Genomic DNA, 16994 nt, shown 5'->3' with positions numbered 1-16994 from the left:
CTGCACCGCCCTCTCTCCCCGTACCCACCCCAGAGGCACCTTTACTCCCCACGCCAGTAGCCCCGGGCACCATGCCGGCTACACCTGCAGCCGCCCCCGCGGTCCCACCAGCCGCGCCGCCCTCTTCCCCAGCGCTCGAACCAGCACCACCCGCCCCGCCTCCCCCCCCTCCTGCACGTCTGGACCGCCTCAGCGCACTCGGCACCCCACCCAACTGGCTCAGGCTGCAGTCGTTTCATCAAACACTCACCCGCAGCGAATTCGAAGCCGCCATCCGGGATGTGTATTCCGACGGCTCACCCTTCCCGCCGCCTTGGAAACTGGAATCCGATGGCGTGGTCATCAAGACCGGTGATCCCGTCAACCCAGAAGCCCGCATTGCCTTCGCCACCCACCCCGAAGCGCCGCTGCCCGGCACCCGTACCTGGAGGCCTGCCGCCGAAATGCCTCCTCTCAAAGGCCGCCCCCTGCTCAGCGACATTCACATCGCCATCGACCCCGGTCACATCGGCGGCGCTTTCGCCCAGATGGAGGAGCGCATGCTCAGCTTTGCCCCCGGCGAATCCATTCAGGAGGGCGATCTCACCCTCACCACCGCACAAGTCCTCGCCGAACGGCTCAAGGCCCTCGGTGCCTACGTTTCTCTCGTGCGCGACAGTGCCGAACCTGTAACGCCGCAGCGCCCCGCCGATTTAGTCGTACAGGCGCGTCAGATCCTCGTCGATGCCGGCTTTCCACTCCCCCAGGAAAATTACAGCGGCGTCACCGGCGATGCGAAAATCCTCACCGTTCAGTGGCAGAGTGAAAAGCTGTTTTACCGCGTGAGCGAAATCCACGCGCGCGGTCAGAAAGTGAACAACACCATCAAGCCCGACGTGGTGCTCTGCCTGCACTTCAATGCCGAAGCCTGGGGCAACGCCGCCGCGCCGCAGTTCTCGCCCATGAATCACATGCATGTGCTCGTGAACGGCTGCTACTCACCTCTCGAACTCGAACAGCAGGACCTGCGCTTCGAAATGTTCCACCGTCTCTTCTCACGCATCCACCAGGAAGAGCTGCCGCTTGCCGAAGCCGTCGCCAATGGCATGCGTCTGACCACTGGCCTGCCAGCTTACGTTTACACCACTTCCAATGCCCGCCGCCTCGGCACGAACTCTTATGTTTACGCACGGAATCTGCTGGCCAACCGCATCTATGACTGCCCCGTCGTTTACCTCGAACCCTACGTCATGAACAATGAGGAAACCTACCACCGCCTGCTGCGCGGTCATTTCCACGGCCGCACGCTCATCGCAGGTCGCCTGCAAGCCAGCGCCATCGAGGACTACGTGCAGGGAGTCGTCAAAGGCATCGTCGCCTACTACCAGAAACACCGCCAGCCATGAAAGTGCTCGTCGCAGGATGTGGATTCGTCGGCGAACGCGCCGCCGATCTCCTGCATGCCTCCGGGCATGAGGTCATCGGTCTGACTCACTCTCCAGAAACCGCCACACGTCTCGCCACGGTCAAACCCTGGCGCACGGAGTCCTGCGACATCTCAAATCGCGCCACTGTCACCGCTCTCGCCGCCAAACTCGACGCCAGCAGCATCGACGCCGTGATCCATTGCGCCAGTTCCGGCCGCGGCGGAGCCGAGATGTACCAGGCGGTCTATGTCGATGGCATGCACCATCTCGCCGCTGCATTTCCCACCGCCTTCCTCCTCTACACCAGCAGCACCAGCGTTTACCCCCAGGTGGATGGCGAAACCATTGATGAAACCAGCTTCGCCGACCCTGCACGCGACACCGGTCGCCTGCTCCGCGAAGCTGAAAACATCGCCCTCAACGCCAGAGGCGCAGCCGCACGACTCGCCGGCATCTACGGCCCCGGTCGTTCCTTTGTGTTGAAGAACCTGCTCGAAGGCAAGGCCGCCATCGAAGGCAATCACGGCCAAGGTCGCATCCTCAATCAAATCCATGCCGATGACGCCGCCAGCGCCCTCGTGCACCTCGTCACGCAGCGCCTGAGCGGCATCTTCAACGTCGTCGATGACGCGCAGATGACGCAGCGGGAGTGCCTCGAACGTTTGAGCTCCACCTTTGGCGTCAAGATGCCCGGAACCCGCGAACCCGCCCCCAATCGCAAACGCGGCTGGAGCCACAAAAAAGTCTCCAATACCAAGCTTCACGCCACCGGCTGGACGCCACGTTACGCCAGCTATTTCGACGCCCTGTGTGACGACCCCGACCTCGCCTCCTCCATTCTCGATCTCGTTCAAACCGGCGGCGAGACTTCCCCGCCCCGCCAGCCCAACATTCTGCTCATCGGCCTCATGGGTTCCGGCAAAACCACCGTCGGTCGCATCGTCGCGCACATGATCGGCTTTAAAATGATCGATACCGATCATCTCATCGTCGATACCGCCGGGAAGAGCATCCCCGAGATTTTTGCCACGGAAGGCGAGGCCGCATTCCGTCAGCATGAATCCGCCGCCTTGCGTTCACTGCTGGGCAAACGTGGCTGCGTCATTGCGACCGGCGGCGGCATCGTCACCCAGCCGCGCAACATGGCCATCCTGCGCCATCTCGGCTACACCGTCTGGCTGGACGCCGACCCTGAACGCCTCGCACGCCGCACGGCGCTCAATACCAATCGCCCGCTTCTCAACGGCGAAGAAAATCCCAAGGCCAAGCTCGAACGTCTGCTGACCGAGCGCAAACCGCTCTACAAAAGCCTCGCCGATCTACGCATCAAGACCGCCGAACTCACGCCCCAAGAAACCGCGTACGGCGTCATGGAAAGCGCGCGCGTCTTCTTTGCCCGCAGGCAGAAAGTCGAATCAGTGAGCTGACAAACTCAGCTCCAACTGATCCTCCTTGCCCAGCGCACGTGCATCATACCCACGCAAACGCAGTTCCGCTGCAAACTCACGCGTAGAACCATGCACCAGGTAAATCCGCCGCGGCTTCACCATCTCCACCGTTTCATGCAGTTCCGGGTAGTCCGCGTGATCACTCAGCGGCAGCGCCAGATCGACGCCATACCGATACTTGGCGCTGGCTTGAATGGCCCAGCCTGAAAGCATCGCCGTCCGCATTTTGGGCAGTTCCAGCTTCGACCCCGGTGGAAACACCAGCACATGCCCTGTGACTTCGTCTGCCTTAAACAGCCGCCACTGCGGGAGCTTCCCCAGATGCGGTGCCAGCACCTCGGTGATCTGCGCCACACTCGGGTGCACCATCACCGGCAGCCCCTCATCTCCCAGCGCACACAGAATTTCCTGCGCCTTGCCCAGCGAATACCCCAGCAGCACCGGAATGCCGCCATCACGCAGCGTATCGCGCACAAACGCCAGCATTTGCGCGATCACATCCTCCGCCGGGGGAAAATGATACTTCGGCAGCCCAAACGTCGTCTCCATGATCAGCGTGTCCGCCTGCATCAGTTCACACCGCTCCGCGCTCAGCCCCTGCCGCAGCTTGTAGTCCCCCGTATAGAGCAGCGTCGCGCCATCAATCTTGCGAGTCAGGTGCAGCATCGCCGAACCCGTGATGTGTCCGGCAGGCAGCAGCCGTATCTTCCAGCCTTCCCACTCAAACACCTCCCGCATCTGCGGCGAAACCACGATGCCCGCTTTTTTCGCCGCTTTGCGCACCACCATGAGCTGATGCGTGATCTCCGTGCAAATCGTCAGCCCATGCCGCGCCACATGATCACTGTGCGCATGCGACACAAACGCCCGCTCCCTCCCAAAATGCGGGTCCAGCCACAAATCCGCCTCCGGCAGATAAATGCCGCGTGGATGGGTCACTTCGATGAGCGGGGGCATGAGACAGTGTAATGTTTACGCTTGAGCACTCCCGCTGTCGCCGCATTCTGCATCACCCCTTCACGTGTCTGCCCAAACCCGCATCAGCCTCACCGCCCACCAACGAAAACTCCTCGCTGAGAGCCTGGTTTTTTTCGAAAAACAGGTCAAACAGCGCGGCAGCCAGCTGTTTGCCCGCCAGGCCGTTCGAGAGGTGTCCTGGGCGGAGCCAGACGTCGTCCTGCTGGGAGAGGTGCAGGGGAGTAAACTCTACTCAGTCACACTCGAATTTGGACAGGATGGCATCGAAACCTCCTGTACCTGCCCGTATGAGATCGACTGCAAGCATGCGGTCGCCTTGATCTTTCATCTGCAGGTGAAGTCAGTGACAATCAACGTTCCCCAAACCAAGGCGAAAAAAGCACCGAAGCCCGCCCCTCCCCCCATCGCCCAGCCCGCAGAAGATTCCTTCCCAGGCCGTGCCGCCGCCCTCCTGGGCAGCACCTTGACTGCCGCCCAGGTGAAATTTCTCCAGCAGGCAGCCATCTGGTGGGTGGGAAAACAAAATGTCGTGGCGCAGCAGGACCTGTTCAAACTCTGCGGCAGGCAAAGCTACTGGGGCTATGGCCAGGTGCAGCTCTGGCCCACCGGACATCCTCCTGCCGATGAAACCGAATTCTTCGCCTGTCTGTCTGCGGCGCTGCATTCCTGCGATCTCGCCCTGCCCTCGGGTCTCTCAGGGCTGGTGGCTCCTGCGGTTCAGGAACGACTGATCAAAAAATGGCAGCGCCTCCAACAAATCGACGACTGGCGGAAGCGGCTTGGGTCATGGCAGGAGCCGCAGCTGCATCTGGCCACCGAGGCTCCGGAACTGCGCCTCATGCTGCATGCCAAAGGTGCCCTCATCCAGGTGCGCCATCCTGGAGAGGCCGACTTTGGCAAAGCTTCGCAGAAACTGCTCAAGCAGTTTTGGGGCGGCTCCATTCACTACGGCAGTGGCCCCAACAACCTCCTAAGCGCAGGCTCAAACCTCGTGCTGAAAGCTGCGGTCCAGCAATACGGAGATCTCCGCTCCAGCGACATTCTGCCGTTCTCAGACTCGCTTGCCAAAAGCCTCGGCCAGCTCATCTCCACGACTCAGTTGTTTCAATCTCACGTCGTCACGCTCACTGGCGATCCCCTGCCTGTCATCGACGAACCCCTGCGCTGGGATCTGCAGCCACCCGCTGCCCCCGGCGGCGACTACGAGTTGCGCATGTTCGATGAAGAAGGCCACACCCCGCCGCCACCGCTCGCCATCGTGCCAGGTTTTCCACTGCGCTATGTCACCCACGAGTCCGTGTTCGCCGTGAATTACTGGCCCTTTGGCCATGAACCCCTGTCCTGGCCTGTCCGCATTCCCGCCGCAGCGCTGGAAACCAAGGAGGGCGTCAGCGCCCTCTCCAAGCTCGGCGTGCCAGTGCCCCAGCGCCTCGAAGGCCGCGTGAAAATCATCCGCGCTGAAATCGAGGTGCGCTGCAAGCTCTATCGCTATCCTCACACCAACAGCAGCGAATACCTGCATGCACGTGCGCAGGCCACATTCGGCGGAGTTCAGGACCCGCGCCTCTGGACCGGCATGAACTGGACCGCATCCCACCATTCCTCTCCCGCAACAAAGCTGCCGCGAAATGAGATAGTGCAGATCGACAGCTCTCTCCTGCCCGCCGCCGGTTCATGGCTGGCACAATGGCCGTTCAAACTCGCTTACATTGGCATCAATGATCAGTGGCTCGAACAGCGCATCCAAGGCAAAGACTGGCCAGAACAGTTCCTCGCCTGGCTCGACCGCCGCCCCAAAGGCCTCACCGTCGAGCTGGACGCAGAACTCGCCAGTCTGCGCGACGGCAAAGTCGCCGGTCATGTGCGCCTCGACATCGAGGAATCCAAAACCGGCATCGACTGGTTTGACCTCAGTATTGCTCTGGACGTCAGCGACAGCACCTTGACCCAGGAAGAGATCGATCTGCTGCTCAAAGCCAAGGGCAAATGGGTGCGCCTGCCCGGCAAAGGCTGGCGCAAACTCGAATACCAGCTCACCGAAGCGCAGTTGCAGGAACTCGCCGAACTCGGCCTCGCCGCGCATGATTTCAGCGCGGAAAAGCAGCGCCTGCATGCCCTTCAGCTCGGCGGCTTGGCCGAAAAAAACAACACGCTGCTCAGCGCAGAACGCGTCGCGCAGGTGCGCCGCAGGGTGGAGGAAATCCAGACCCGCGTCACCCCGCCGTTGCCAGAAGGCATCACCGCCACCCTGCGCCCCTATCAAACCGAAGGCTTCCACTTCCTCGCCTACCTCACCGCCAACCGCTTCGGCGGCGTCCTGGCCGATGACATGGGCCTGGGCAAAACCTTGCAGACCCTCGCCTGGATCGCCTGGCTGCGTGGCGCTCAGCAGGTGCAGGAGCCCATGCTCGTCATCTGTCCCAAGTCAGTACAGGACAACTGGCGTGGTGAAGTCGCCCGCTTCTTCCCCCAGCTCACCGTGGAAGTTTGGAACCGTGCCAGCGCCGGAAAAACCGGCCTCGGCGGCACGGCGGACCTGCTCATCATCCACTACGCCCAGCTCCGCATCCATGAGGATTTGCTCAAGGGCATCGACTGGGGCGCCGTCATTCTGGATGAAGCCCAGGCCATCAAAAATCCCACCTCGCAAAATTCCCAGGCCGCCTGCGGCTTAAACGCACGGCACCGCCTCGCCCTCACTGGCACGCCCATTGAAAACCGCCTGCTCGATCTCTGGTCCATCTTCGCCTTCGCCATGCCCGGCGTCCTCGGCACCCGTGCAGCCTTTACCAAAAACTTCGACGGCAGGGACGACCCACTCGCCCGCCGCCGCCTCGCTGCCCGCACCCGCCCCTTCCTGCTCCGCCGCACCAAAAACGAAGTCGCCCGTGATCTCCCCGACCGCGTGGAGGAGGATCTCAGCATCGAACTCGAAGGCACCCAGGCCGCCCTGTATCAAGCCGAGGTCAAACGCGCCCGCGCCCAGCTCCTGAAGGCCGAAACCAGCCAGCAGCTCGACAAACTGCGCTTCAACATCCTCACCAGTCTCCTGCGCCTGCGCCAGATTTGCTGCCACCCCCGCCTCCTCGGTCTGGATGCCTCCGACACCACCACCACCGCTGCCAAAAAAGGCCGCAAGAAAGCCGCCGAACCCGCCAGCGAAAGCGCCAAAGTCACCGCGCTGATGGAACTGCTCGAACCGCTCATGGAAGAAGGCCAGAAGGTGCTCGTCTTCTCTCAGTTCGTCGAGATGCTCGACATCATCGAAGCCGAAATTCAGGAACGCGGCTGGCGCTCCTTCAAGCTCACCGGCCAGACCGAAGAACGCGGCGCGCTCGTCAACGAGTTCCAGACCCACACCGGCGCCGCCACCTTCCTCATCAGCCTCAAGGCCGGCGGTTTCGGCCTCAACCTCACCGCTGCCAGCTACGTCGTCCTCTTTGACCCCTGGTGGAATCCCGCCGTCGAAGCCCAGGCCATCGACCGCACCCACCGCATCGGCCAGAAACAGACCGTCTTCGCCTACCGCCTCATCGTCAAAAACAGCATCGAAGAAAAAATCCGCCATTTGCAAAAGCAAAAAGGTGCTCTCGCCAACGACATCCTAGGCGAAGAAAACTTCGCCCAGGCGCTGACCCTCAACGACTTTCGATTCCTCCTCGGCGGAGAGGAGTGAGCATCACTCCGTCACCTCAGGATACTGCTGCCGCAAGAAGATCAAATCGGCCACATCCTTCTCGCGATGAGTATTTTTCTTCATGCGCCACAAGAGCCTCGGCGAGGCAAACGGAATCGGCACGCCTTGTACCTCCCGAATCACAACCTCTTTGGATGCTTCGGCATAGTCAATGCCTGAGGCGGAGTGCATGAGGTCTATGGTGATTTCATCGGCCACGCGGACGACGGTGTATTGCCCTACATCTCCCGGTTGGAGTTGAAGGACGGCCTTGTCTGGCAGGGACTCTAGGCAGCGATACACCTTGGCCTCATTCTCAAGGGCCGTGTCAAACAACAGATCCACATCAACCGTGGTGCGGCCATAGCCGGAATACATGATCGCGAAGCCACCAATGATCATGTAACGAGCGCCGACGGAATTAAGCAGGCGGCACAGGGCCACCAAATCATCTTCCGTGGGAGCGCGTGAGACTAGATCCCCTGCTTGCGGCTCATCATTTTCAAGGTCCATGCGTCAGCCTCTTCATGAGATTTGAAACGATACACACCTTTCGGACACAGGCCGCGCTTCTGCGTCTTTAGCACCTGGTTCAAGGTAACTTGCAACCCCGCGCCGGATGGAGGCACGCGCTTTCCCACGGTCTTGCCGATGAATTCTTCGACGTTGACGACAGGTCTGGGCTGCATGGAGGCCAAATTAGACGCAGGGCCTGAAGTTGCAAGGCCCGGCATCCGGCCCCAAGAATACGCATGGCCTCCCTCGCCGATCAACTCATCTCCCTTCTAGGTCCTGACCGCGTGTCCGTCGCGCAAGACGAAATCGCCACCCACAGCACAGATAAATGGTTCGCGTCGAATCCGCCCGATGTCGTGGTGCATGCAGAATCCACCACCGAAGTTTCTGAAGTGCTGCGCTTTGCCAATGCGAACCGCATTCCCGTCACACCACAGGGCTCCCGCGTCGGCTATGTCGGTGGCTGTGTGCCGCTCAAGGGCGGCATCGCGCTTTCAGTCGCGCGCATGAACAAGATCAAGGAGATCACCCTCGCAGACGGCGTGGCCGTGATCGAGCCCGGTGTCATCACTGGGCATCTGCAAAATGAAGTGCGCAAACTCGGCTGGTTTTATCCACCCGACCCGGCCTCGCTCAAAGAATGCAGCCTTGGCGGCAACATCGCCACCAACGCAGGTGGACCACGCTGCCTCAAATATGGCGTCACCCGCCATTACGTGCTCGGTTTGGAAGCAGTGCTGGCAGACGGCTCCATCGTGAAGGCAGGCGGACGCTGCCACAAAAACAAAACCGGCTTCGACCTCGTCGGCCTCATGGTCGGCAGCGAGGGCATGCTCGGTGTCGTCACCGAAGCCACCCTGCGCCTGATTCCCCATCCACCCATGCGCGCGATGCTCTCTGCTGGCTTCAATTCATTCGCCGAAGCCGCCAATGCCGTCCAACGCATCCTCGGCAGCGGCTTCCTGCCCAGCGCGCTCGAAATCGCCGACAAGTTCACCCTGCGCGCCGCACGCGAGTATCTCGGTGCCTCAGTCACGCCAGAAGGTGATGCCCATCTGCTCGTCGAGATCGACGGCCAGACAGAGTCCGTCAAAGGCGAGATCGCTCAACTCGCAAAGCTCGTCACCAGCCTCGGCAGCATCTGTTTAAATACAGCCATGGGCGACGAAGCCTGCGAAGCCTTCTGGAAACTGCGCCGTGAATTCAGCTACAGCCTGCGCAATACCGGCCTGATCAAGTTGAACGAAGACATCGTCGTCCCACGCGGTCGTCTCGTCGATCTCGTTGATTTCGCCGAAAAGCTGCAGGCCGAACACGGCTTCCCCGTCGCCTGCTTCGGCCATGCGGGCGATGGCAACATCCACGTCAACATCATGGTGCCCACCATGGAAGACCCCGCGATCCGTGAACGCGCCGAAGTCGCCCTCGACCAGCTCTTCCATCAAGTCATCGCCTGGAACGGTGCGATCACCGGCGAGCACGGCATCGGCATCGCCAAAAAGCGCTGGTGGCGTGATGCAGTCCCCCCCGCCGCGAATGAAATGCACCTGCGTTTGAAAGCAGCCCTCGATCCAAACGGCATCTTGAATCCCGGGAAGTTTCTCGGCTGATGCCGCAAGCCTGCAAGATCACTCTTTCCAACTCTGTTCCCTCCAACCACCATGACCAAACTGCTCATCCCTGCCCTGCTGCTCGCACTGCCCCTGTGCGCCGCTGATTTGAAGTTCAAAAAGTTCACCCTCACAGAGGAGTTCGTGGCTGAAGGAGCGCACTTTGCGGATTTCGATCACGACGGCCAGAACGACATCTGCGCCGGCCGCTTCATCTGGAAGGGACCAGAATTCAAGGAGCGCATTGAGTTCGCCCCCAAGTTCGAAAAAGAGCCCTATGATCCGGCCAAGGGCTACAGCGATTTCTTTCTAACCTACAGCTACGATTTCAACGGCGACGGCTGGAGCGACATCATGGCCTACTCCTGGCCGGGCAAAGAGACCTGGGTCTTTGAAAATCCGCAAGGCAAAGGCGGTGAATGGAAGCGCCACACCATCTTCGACGTCACCGACAATGAATCCCCCGATTTCAAGGATGTGAACGGCGACGGCAAACCCGAGCTCGTCTGCCACACCGGCGGTCAGCTTGGCTATGCCGAGATCGACTGGACGAATCCCTTTGGCAAAGCCCGCTTCCGCCCCATCTCACCGAAATCACCGGAGAATGACAAGAAATACTTCCGCTACACCCATGGCTACGGCGTGGGCGATGTGAATGGCGACGGTCGTGCCGACATCCTCGACAAAGAAGGCTGGCGCGAACAGCCCGCAGACACCAAAGCCGACAGCGACTGGGTGTTTCATCCGCAATCGTTCACCGTGGAAGGCGGCCGCGGCGGCTCGTTCATCCTCGTCTATGACGTGAACGGCGACGGACGCAACGACGTGATCAGCAGCTACGACGCACACGGCTACGGCTTCGGCTGGTTTGAACAAAAAGCCGACGGCACCTTCGCCGAGCACAAGCTCATGGGTGCCACGGTCGAAAACAGCCCAGTGGGCGTGAAATTCAGCCAGCTTCACGCCATGCAGCTCGCCGACATGAACGGCGACGGCGTCATGGACGTCGTCACCGGCAAACGCCGCTGGGCGCATGGACCCATGAAGGACGACGAGCCGAATGCGGCTCCAGTGCTCTACTGGTTCGAAATCAAGCGCGGCGGCAAGGAAGCCCAGTTCATCCCCCATCAAATCGACGACAACAGCGGCGTCGGCACTCAGGTGACACCCGGCGACGTGAACAAAGACGGCAAAATGGACGTCGTTATCGGCAACAAGAAGGGCGTCTTCGTCTTCTTGCAGGAGTAAGCAATTCAGTGCAGCACATCACCCGCATGCAGCGGGTGCCCGCGCAGGAAGTCGGCGGCAGGCAAGCGCTTGCCGCCTTCTATTTGGACTTCGAGCAGATTGAGCAGGCCCTTGCCACAACTGACTAAAATACCGTCGGCATTTGCGCTGACAATGGTGCCAGGCTCAGGGCAGGCCTCCGCATTGTTGATGACTTGGGCGCGATGGATCTTCATCTGCGCTTCCTTGAGCAGGCAGGAAGTTCCCGGCCAAGGCGTGAAGGCGCGGACGAGGCGGTCGAGTTCGATCGCCGGACGGGTCCAGTCGAGGCGGCCGTCTTGGCGGGTGAGCTTGCGGACGTGGGTGACCTTGGATTCGTCCTGCTTTTCTCGCGGCGGATTGCCGGTGGCGAGGAGGTCTAGCGCGGCTTCGAGGGCGGCGGGGGCCTGTTGGGCAAGTTTGTCATGCAGGCTGCCGCCCGTTTCATCGCTAGCAATGGGAAGACGATGCATCAGGAGGATGTCGCCGGTATCGAGGCCTTCATCCATGAACATGATGGTGACGCCGGTTTCGGTGTCGCCATCACGAATGGCGGCCTGGATGGGGGCGGCGCCACGATGGCGGGGGAGCAGTGAGGTGTGGACGTTCAGGCAGCCGAGGGGTGGGACATCGAGGACGGCACGGGACAAAATCTGGCCGTAGGCGATGACGATGGCGACGTCGGCGTTGAAGGCTTTCAGTTCGTCCACGCCATGGCGGATCTTCAGGGGCTGCATGACGGTGAGCCCTGCGGCAAGAGCGCGCACCTTGATCTGCGGCGGAGTGAGCACCTGCTTGCGGCCGACGGGTTTGTCGGGCTGGGTGACGACGCCGACGACTTGGTGCTTCGTGGTGTTGAGCAGCCATTCCAGTGATGGAAGGCCGATGTCGCCGGTGCCGATGAAAAGAACTCGCATCGGTTTGCGACTAAACCTTCATTTTTTCCAGTTCTTTCCACTCTGGCAACTGCATGACACCGCCTATGATGTCATAGAGGACCTTGGCTGGGGCTTGGCTGGCGTCGATGTCTAGGATGCGGTCGCCGGCGTAGTAGTCGAGGATGGGTTTGGTTTCGGCTTCGTAGGTGGCGAAGCGGTTTTGGATGACGGTTTCGTTGGCGTCGTCAAAGCGGTTGTCTTTGAGGGCGCGTTTGCGCAGGCGGCGCGCCAGTTCGGTGCGGTCGGGGCAGGAGAGATGGAAGACTTTCAGCACTTCGATGTGGGGTTCCATGAACTTGGCCTGCTCCACATTGCGCGGGATGCCGTCGAGGACGAGGAAATCGATTTCTGGTTTAAACTGATGAGAATCAATGCGTTGCTTTAGATTTTCATGCCAGAGTTCTACGGTCACGTCGTCCGGGACCAGCTCGCCGCGGCTGGAGTATTCGACGAATTTCTGGCCGATGGTGGTGCGGGTGTCGAGGGAGCGGAAGACATCGCCGCAGGCGAGGTGATGGAAGCGGGGGATGCTGCCCAATACCTTGCCTTGCGTTCCCTTGCCACTGCCGGGGGCACCGAGGATGAGGAAGGCTCTGATTCGGGAGTGAAGTGGGTCGGACATGATTTGAGTGGCGCGAGACTAACACGTTACGTTTTTGCAACAACTTGCGCGGCTGCCGATTTCACTTCTTCGACGGACAAGTCGGACAACTCGTGTGTCGGATTTCGCAAAAATTGCACCCAAGGCTGGGGTGGTGACCAAATGGCGGGATCGGTGGGTCCGAAAAGGAGGAGGGAGGGGACGCCGCATGCGGCGGCGAGGTGGGAGATGCCGCTGTCATGGCCGAGGAAGGTGGTGCAGGTGCTGAGGCGGGTGGCGAGCTCGTGGAGGGGGAGGGAGTGCCAGGTGGTGTGGCCGGTGGGTTGGATGTGGCGTTCGGCTTCGGCTTCGCCGGTGATGAAGATGACTTCGGTGTCGGGGAAGCTGTCGGCTACTTGCTGCCAGTTTTCGAGGGGCCAGTTTTTCTTTTCGGAGCCGGAGCCGACGTGGATGGCGATGCGGGGCTGGTTGGTGGGCTGGCGCTGGAAGTGGGTGCGGTGGAGATGTTCGGCTTCGAGGAACATGGCGAGCTTTTCCAGGCCTTGGGCGAGCTGCTTGGAGGCGTGGGGGCCTGCGGGCTTTACGAGGGGGGAGCACTCGATGAGGGTCTTGACGCCGATGCGTTCGAGGCTGGCGCGGAAGTGGCCGTCGGGGTCGTAGAGGAAGGAGACGACGAGGTTGAAGCTGCGGAGGTGTTCGGCGAGTGCTTCGTCGATGGGGGCTGTTTTGGCGAACAGCGGGGCCATGGTGCGGTGTTCGAGACTGCGGATGGTGTCGGCGAGGCCTGCGGTGCGGGCGAGTTCGGCGATGGCGGGGTAGCCGATGACTTCGAGGTGGCAGCCGGCGATGGTTTCGCGCAGGAGCCGGATCGCGGGCAGGGTGAGGATGAAGTCGCCTATCGCGCCGCCACGGATGACGAGGACACGGGGCTGGGGCTTCATCTTCAGTAAAAGAGGATCGCTGCGGCGAGGAGGACGATGCCGTAGGCGATGCCGCCGTAGACGGCGAGGTTCCAGCGCTGGGGTTTGGCGATGATGGCGTTGACCCAGTCGCGCATGAGGAAGGGCATGCCGATGAAGAACATGCCGATGATGATCCAGGCGTAGGCGAGGATGGGGAGGAGGAGGCGGCTGGTCTGGGGCTGAAGGAAGGCGGCGGTGAGGACGGGGCCGGCGAGGAGGAGCATGAGGGAGCCGAGGGCACGGACGGCGAGGAATTCCTTCACGTAGATGAGGACGCCGATGTATCCGGCGGCGACGATCATCATGAACTTGTCGCGCATGTTGTGGAACTCGCCCATGTCCATATTGGCGAGGGCAAATTCGCTCCAGAGGAAGCAGATGGTGAGGAGGATGACGCCCCAGGCGTAGGTGCGGGGGAAGGCTTTGAGGAAGGCCTGGGTTTTGGCGGTGTTTTTGAGGGCCCAGCCGTGGGTGAGGATGAGCGCGAGGGCGACGACGATGCCGGTGCCTTTGAGCGGGATCCCGCCGGTGGGGGCCAGGTGGTAGAGGTAGTCGTAGAGGTCTGGAAACATGCGCGTGGAGGGCGGGAAAACGGGTGGCATAGGTGGCGCAGAGGGGACTTGTGCGCAAACGCGTTGTTCGATGCGGGGCGCGAGGGACTCCGGATTGGGGGCCACAAAAGGGCACAAAAAATGAGGGGAAAAAAGGGGATGCGGAGGATGGGAGTTTTTAAACCACGGAATACTCGGAATACACGGAAGTGATTTGGAACACGCTGAGATGAGTTTCTGAAGTCCTTCTAGTCTGAGGGATTGTCTTCTGGAATTGGGTGGCCGCAAAGAGGCGCAAAAAATGAGGGAAAAAGGGGGTCCTGAAGGGGCGGTGGCGTGGGCTCTGAGAGGACGCTGGGCGAAAGGGGGCGTCTTTTTTTGGCAAAGGAATGGTGAGCAAGGGAATGGCCGGAGGGGAGAGACTGATTTTTTGCACCGCAGGGATTCCAGATTTGAGTGCCTACGGAAGATGAGCCAGAAAGGAGGGGCTCGAGAAGGACATCAAGGACAGAGGGGACGCCGATTTATGTGGAGCCGATGTGTTTGCTTTGTTCTTGGGCAAACTCTGGATTGTGGTTGCCTCGGTGGTGGGTAGCGACAGTTTGAGTGATCACTCACCCATGAAAGAAAAGAAAGAAAACATCCCGGCTTGGTACGTGGTGCATACTCGCCCGAAGTGCGAGCATATCGCGGCGGCGCTGATGGCTGGGCTGCCTGGGGTGGAGACGTATTGCCCGCGGATTCGCTTTCAGAAAAGCACGCGGCGGGGCAAGGTGTGGTTCATTGAGGCTCTGTTTCCGAGCTACTTTTTTGCGCGGTTCATTCCTATCGAATCGATGCGGGCGGTGAACTACTCGCAGAGTGTGATCAAGGTGGTGGATTTCGGGGGCAATCTGACGTCGGTGCCGGACTCGGCCATCGCGGCGCTGAAGACGGAGATGAAGGACATCGAGATTTGCGAGGTGGAGGTGGGCGTGAAGGTGGGGGATATGGTGGAACTGACGGAGGGGCCGATGCGCGGGATGAAGGGGATCGTGAATGCGATGCTGACGGGCGTGGAGCGGGTGCGGATTCTGCTGGAGTTTTTGGGTCGGGAGAATGCGGTGGAGGTGCCGTTGTCGAAGATTCTGACGGAGCATCAGCCGAGGGCGATTGTGGCGGCGGCGCGGTGACCCGTTCTTCGCTCTTCCTCTTTCGCTCTGCGAGCTACGGAGAAGGCCTGGTTTGGCCGGAGTTCCGGATTCTTGAGGCAGAGGGCTTGGCCGAAAAAGGGGAAAGAGGAGGAAAAGGAGGGAGGGTTTGTGAGGTGACGGAGTGATTGTTTTGACAAAGGAATGGATTGGCAGGGGAATGACTGAGGGCAGACGGTGAGGGTTGGATTTTGCACCGCGAAAGATTCGAAGAGCGCAGAGGGGATCGGAATTTTTTAAACCACGGAAGGCACGGAAGATGAGGCTGGTGTCTGTGTGCCTCGGTTTGGGCTCTGTGGTTGAAATGGGGGCTTTTTTATCGACCACGGAGGGCACAGAGGATGGATCTGAGGAGGGCTGAAGGATTCGCCGAAAGAGGGGAAAGAGTTGGAAAAAGGGAGGGGTGGCTGAGGTGCGGTTAGGTTGTCCGTTGGGTGCACGCTGCCCTGTTTGAACTCATGTGGGGGTATCAGGGGCAGGCCTTTCTGGGATATCATCCTTGGCCGAAATACGACCGCTGTACGAGGGAGCGGCGATTTTTAGGAGGGCAGCGCCCTGGCGTTGTTCAAACTCTAAAACCTACACCCTTATGAAAGCATTCATTCTTAGTGCGATGGCGGTGGTTTCTCTGGCCTCTTGCGCCACTGGACCAAGCGCTCAAACTGGTTCTGTGATCGGTGGCTTGGGCGGCGCGGCTGTTGGCGGCATTATTGGCAATCAAAGCGGACGCGGCTTGGAAGGCGCGGCGATTGGCGCTGGCTTGGGAGCACTCGCAGGCAATGCGATTGGCAACTCGCGGGACCAGCGGCGGTATAACAACGGCTATGGCTACGGATATAACAACAGGCCGTATTACGGCCGGCCTTACTAACGTCCGGGATACTATCCGAGCGGGTACTATCGGGGCTACTGATGGTTGAAGCCCGTTGCGGCTTGTGATCTCAATCGCGGCTGACTGGGGGCGCTGGTTTTACCACACGCTTCTTTTCAGCCAGACTTTATGCCGGGCGTCTTTCTACGGTGCGGTGGGAGGACTTTGCAGCAATCGGTGGGTGGCAGAGGGGACCGGAGTTGAACCACGGATGGCACGGAATTGCACGGATTCAGAGGCGGATTTTGCACCGCCCGCTTCGCGCATCCTCCTTCGCTAAAGCTACGGAGGACACGTGCCACGGAGGACACGTTGAGGCACAGAGGATGGATCTGAGGAGGGCTGAGGGAATGACTGAGTTCAGGCCTCGGAAATGCGGCACTTTTGTCAAGAATTTGCAGCCTGACCCCATCCACCGGGAATGGGGGCGCTGGTTTTTGGCAAAGGAATGGCCGGAGATTTGCACTGCAGAAGCTGGAACGCCGCAGAGAGGGTCTGAAACTTGAACCACGGAATACTCGGAATACACGGAAGGGGATCAGATCTGAGGGCGGGGCGAAGTGGGAACGTTGGTTCTTTCCAGGGGAATGGCCAGAGATTTGCACCGCCGTTATTCGGCAGATGGGAACGCCGCAGAGGGGTGATTGACTTCTGTAGCGGAGGCGAGGCAGCATGAAGGTGGGCGGTCGGCTGTGGTCTGCCCGAGGGGTTTTTATATCCGTGACATGGCTTCTTATCTGCACTTCATGCTCTTTGGCAGCCGCATTTGGACTTGGGAAAAGGATCACTTTCCTGTGAAGGAGATGGACGCTCCTGCCATGACCTTGGAGTTGAGGTGGAAATTAAGACGGAACTGAGAAAGCACGCGCGGAGCCCGGATCTTTACCCACAAAGTTGGAGACACCCTATCATAAGCGGTTGGAAAATGCGGGGCTATTGACCGGTGTGCGGGATGGCATGTGATCCTTGTTTGAATCGTGG

General features: G+C 60.3%; 14 protein-coding genes. 7 read left to right on the top strand and 7 right to left on the bottom strand.

From position 1 onward, the window contains the following. Nucleotides 1-71: 71 nt before the first annotated feature. Entirely contained in the window at nt 72-1385 is a 1314-nt protein-coding gene (locus PSV43_RS06060) for an N-acetylmuramoyl-L-alanine amidase (RefSeq protein ID WP_300194643.1), read from the top strand. Further along, nucleotides 1382-2833 (top strand): shikimate kinase, encoded by a 1452-nt coding sequence (locus tag PSV43_RS06055; RefSeq protein ID WP_300194642.1) that lies wholly within the window; start codon nt 1382-1384, stop codon nt 2831-2833. The genes PSV43_RS06060 and PSV43_RS06055 overlap by 4 nt, the downstream gene beginning before the upstream one ends. Here PSV43_RS06055 and PSV43_RS06050 read toward each other — a convergent pair. Beyond that, nucleotides 2822-3811: an MBL fold metallo-hydrolase RNA specificity domain-containing protein gene (locus PSV43_RS06050; RefSeq protein WP_300194641.1), complete on the bottom strand. Its 990-nt coding sequence runs from the start codon at nt 3809-3811 to the stop codon at nt 2822-2824. The genes PSV43_RS06055 and PSV43_RS06050 overlap by 12 nt on opposite strands. 64 nt (nt 3812-3875) lie before the next feature. Here PSV43_RS06050 and PSV43_RS06045 point away from each other — a divergent pair, with 64 nt between their 5' ends. After that, the gene (locus PSV43_RS06045; protein WP_300194640.1) at nt 3876-7508 is read left to right on the top strand and encodes a DEAD/DEAH box helicase; all 3633 of its coding nucleotides are present in this window, start codon (nt 3876-3878) and stop codon (nt 7506-7508) included. A 3-nt stretch (nt 7509-7511) separates the two neighbouring features. Here the strand turns inward: PSV43_RS06045 and PSV43_RS06040 are convergent, their stop codons facing one another. Together PSV43_RS06040 and PSV43_RS06035 are read right to left on the bottom strand one after the other, a co-directional pair. Continuing rightward, complete coding sequence (locus PSV43_RS06040) at nt 7512-8021, bottom strand: hypothetical protein (protein WP_300194639.1); 510 nt, start codon at nt 8019-8021, stop codon at nt 7512-7514. Beyond that, nucleotides 7982-8197, bottom strand: coding sequence for a hypothetical protein (locus tag PSV43_RS06035; RefSeq protein WP_300194638.1), 216 nt, complete (start codon nt 8195-8197; stop codon nt 7982-7984). Before PSV43_RS06035 ends, PSV43_RS06040 begins: the two co-directional genes overlap by 40 nt. A gap of 63 nt (nt 8198-8260) precedes the next feature. On the opposite strand from PSV43_RS06035, the gene PSV43_RS06030 reads away from it, so the two are divergent. Further along, complete coding sequence (locus tag PSV43_RS06030) at nt 8261-9634, top strand: FAD-linked oxidase C-terminal domain-containing protein (protein ID WP_300194637.1); 1374 nt, start codon at nt 8261-8263, stop codon at nt 9632-9634. A gap of 51 nt (nt 9635-9685) precedes the next feature. Beyond that, on the top strand, nt 9686-10882 hold the full coding sequence (locus PSV43_RS06025) for a VCBS repeat-containing protein (RefSeq protein WP_300194636.1): 1197 nt from the start codon (nt 9686-9688) through the stop codon (nt 10880-10882). A gap of 5 nt (nt 10883-10887) precedes the next feature. Here the strand turns inward: PSV43_RS06025 and fmt are convergent, their stop codons facing one another. From fmt to PSV43_RS06005, 4 genes are read right to left on the bottom strand one after another with little or no spacing between them, the layout of a single operon-like run. Beyond that, nucleotides 10888-11817 (bottom strand): methionyl-tRNA formyltransferase, encoded by a 930-nt coding sequence (fmt, locus tag PSV43_RS06020; RefSeq protein WP_300194635.1) that lies wholly within the window; start codon nt 11815-11817, stop codon nt 10888-10890. A gap of 10 nt (nt 11818-11827) precedes the next feature. Next, a complete protein-coding gene (locus tag PSV43_RS06015; protein ID WP_300194634.1) occupies nt 11828-12460 on the bottom strand; it encodes a nucleoside monophosphate kinase in 633 nt (210 codons plus the stop codon). Nucleotides 12461-12486: 26 nt separating this feature from the next. Then, a complete protein-coding gene (locus PSV43_RS06010) occupies nt 12487-13380 on the bottom strand; it encodes a glycosyltransferase family 9 protein (protein WP_300194633.1) in 894 nt (297 codons plus the stop codon). A gap of 2 nt (nt 13381-13382) precedes the next feature. Next, nucleotides 13383-13973 (bottom strand): hypothetical protein, encoded by a 591-nt coding sequence (locus PSV43_RS06005; RefSeq protein WP_300194632.1) that lies wholly within the window; start codon nt 13971-13973, stop codon nt 13383-13385. A gap of 599 nt (nt 13974-14572) precedes the next feature. Here PSV43_RS06005 and PSV43_RS06000 point away from each other — a divergent pair. Beyond that, a complete protein-coding gene (locus PSV43_RS06000; RefSeq protein ID WP_300194631.1) occupies nt 14573-15124 on the top strand; it encodes a transcription termination/antitermination NusG family protein in 552 nt (183 codons plus the stop codon). A gap of 607 nt (nt 15125-15731) precedes the next feature. Next, on the top strand, nt 15732-16013 hold the full coding sequence (locus PSV43_RS05995; protein ID WP_300194630.1) for a glycine zipper domain-containing protein: 282 nt from the start codon (nt 15732-15734) through the stop codon (nt 16011-16013). Nucleotides 16014-16994 lie beyond the last annotated feature (981 nt).

Origin of the sequence: Prosthecobacter sp., from assembly GCF_029946185.1 — a bacterium.
In the GTDB taxonomy this organism is placed as follows: domain Bacteria; phylum Verrucomicrobiota; class Verrucomicrobiia; order Verrucomicrobiales; family Verrucomicrobiaceae; genus Prosthecobacter.
This window is presented reverse-complemented; position numbering and strand designations above follow the sequence as displayed.

What these genes read in the sequence shown, in the direction of transcription:
- PSV43_RS06050 (WP_300194641.1), bottom strand. Translation starts at nt 3,811, where the DNA reads ATGCCCCCGCTCATCGAAGTGACCCATCCACGCGGCATTTATCTGCCG.
- PSV43_RS06000 (WP_300194631.1), top strand. Translation starts at nt 14,573, where the DNA reads ATGAAAGAAAAGAAAGAAAACATCCCGGCTTGGTACGTGGTGCATACT.
- PSV43_RS06035 (WP_300194638.1), bottom strand. Translation starts at nt 8,197, where the DNA reads ATGCAGCCCAGACCTGTCGTCAACGTCGAAGAATTCATCGGCAAGACC.
- PSV43_RS06060 (WP_300194643.1), top strand. Translation starts at nt 72, where the DNA reads ATGCCGGCTACACCTGCAGCCGCCCCCGCGGTCCCACCAGCCGCGCCG.
- PSV43_RS06010 (WP_300194633.1), bottom strand. Translation starts at nt 13,380, where the DNA reads ATGAAGCCCCAGCCCCGTGTCCTCGTCATCCGTGGCGGCGCGATAGGC.
- fmt (WP_300194635.1), bottom strand. Translation starts at nt 11,817, where the DNA reads ATGCGAGTTCTTTTCATCGGCACCGGCGACATCGGCCTTCCATCACTG.
- PSV43_RS06005 (WP_300194632.1), bottom strand. Translation starts at nt 13,973, where the DNA reads ATGTTTCCAGACCTCTACGACTACCTCTACCACCTGGCCCCCACCGGC.
- PSV43_RS06015 (WP_300194634.1), bottom strand. Translation starts at nt 12,460, where the DNA reads ATGTCCGACCCACTTCACTCCCGAATCAGAGCCTTCCTCATCCTCGGT.
- PSV43_RS05995 (WP_300194630.1), top strand. Translation starts at nt 15,732, where the DNA reads ATGAAAGCATTCATTCTTAGTGCGATGGCGGTGGTTTCTCTGGCCTCT.
- PSV43_RS06025 (WP_300194636.1), top strand. Translation starts at nt 9,686, where the DNA reads ATGACCAAACTGCTCATCCCTGCCCTGCTGCTCGCACTGCCCCTGTGC.
- PSV43_RS06030 (WP_300194637.1), top strand. Translation starts at nt 8,261, where the DNA reads ATGGCCTCCCTCGCCGATCAACTCATCTCCCTTCTAGGTCCTGACCGC.
- PSV43_RS06040 (WP_300194639.1), bottom strand. Translation starts at nt 8,021, where the DNA reads ATGGACCTTGAAAATGATGAGCCGCAAGCAGGGGATCTAGTCTCACGC.
- PSV43_RS06055 (WP_300194642.1), top strand. Translation starts at nt 1,382, where the DNA reads ATGAAAGTGCTCGTCGCAGGATGTGGATTCGTCGGCGAACGCGCCGCC.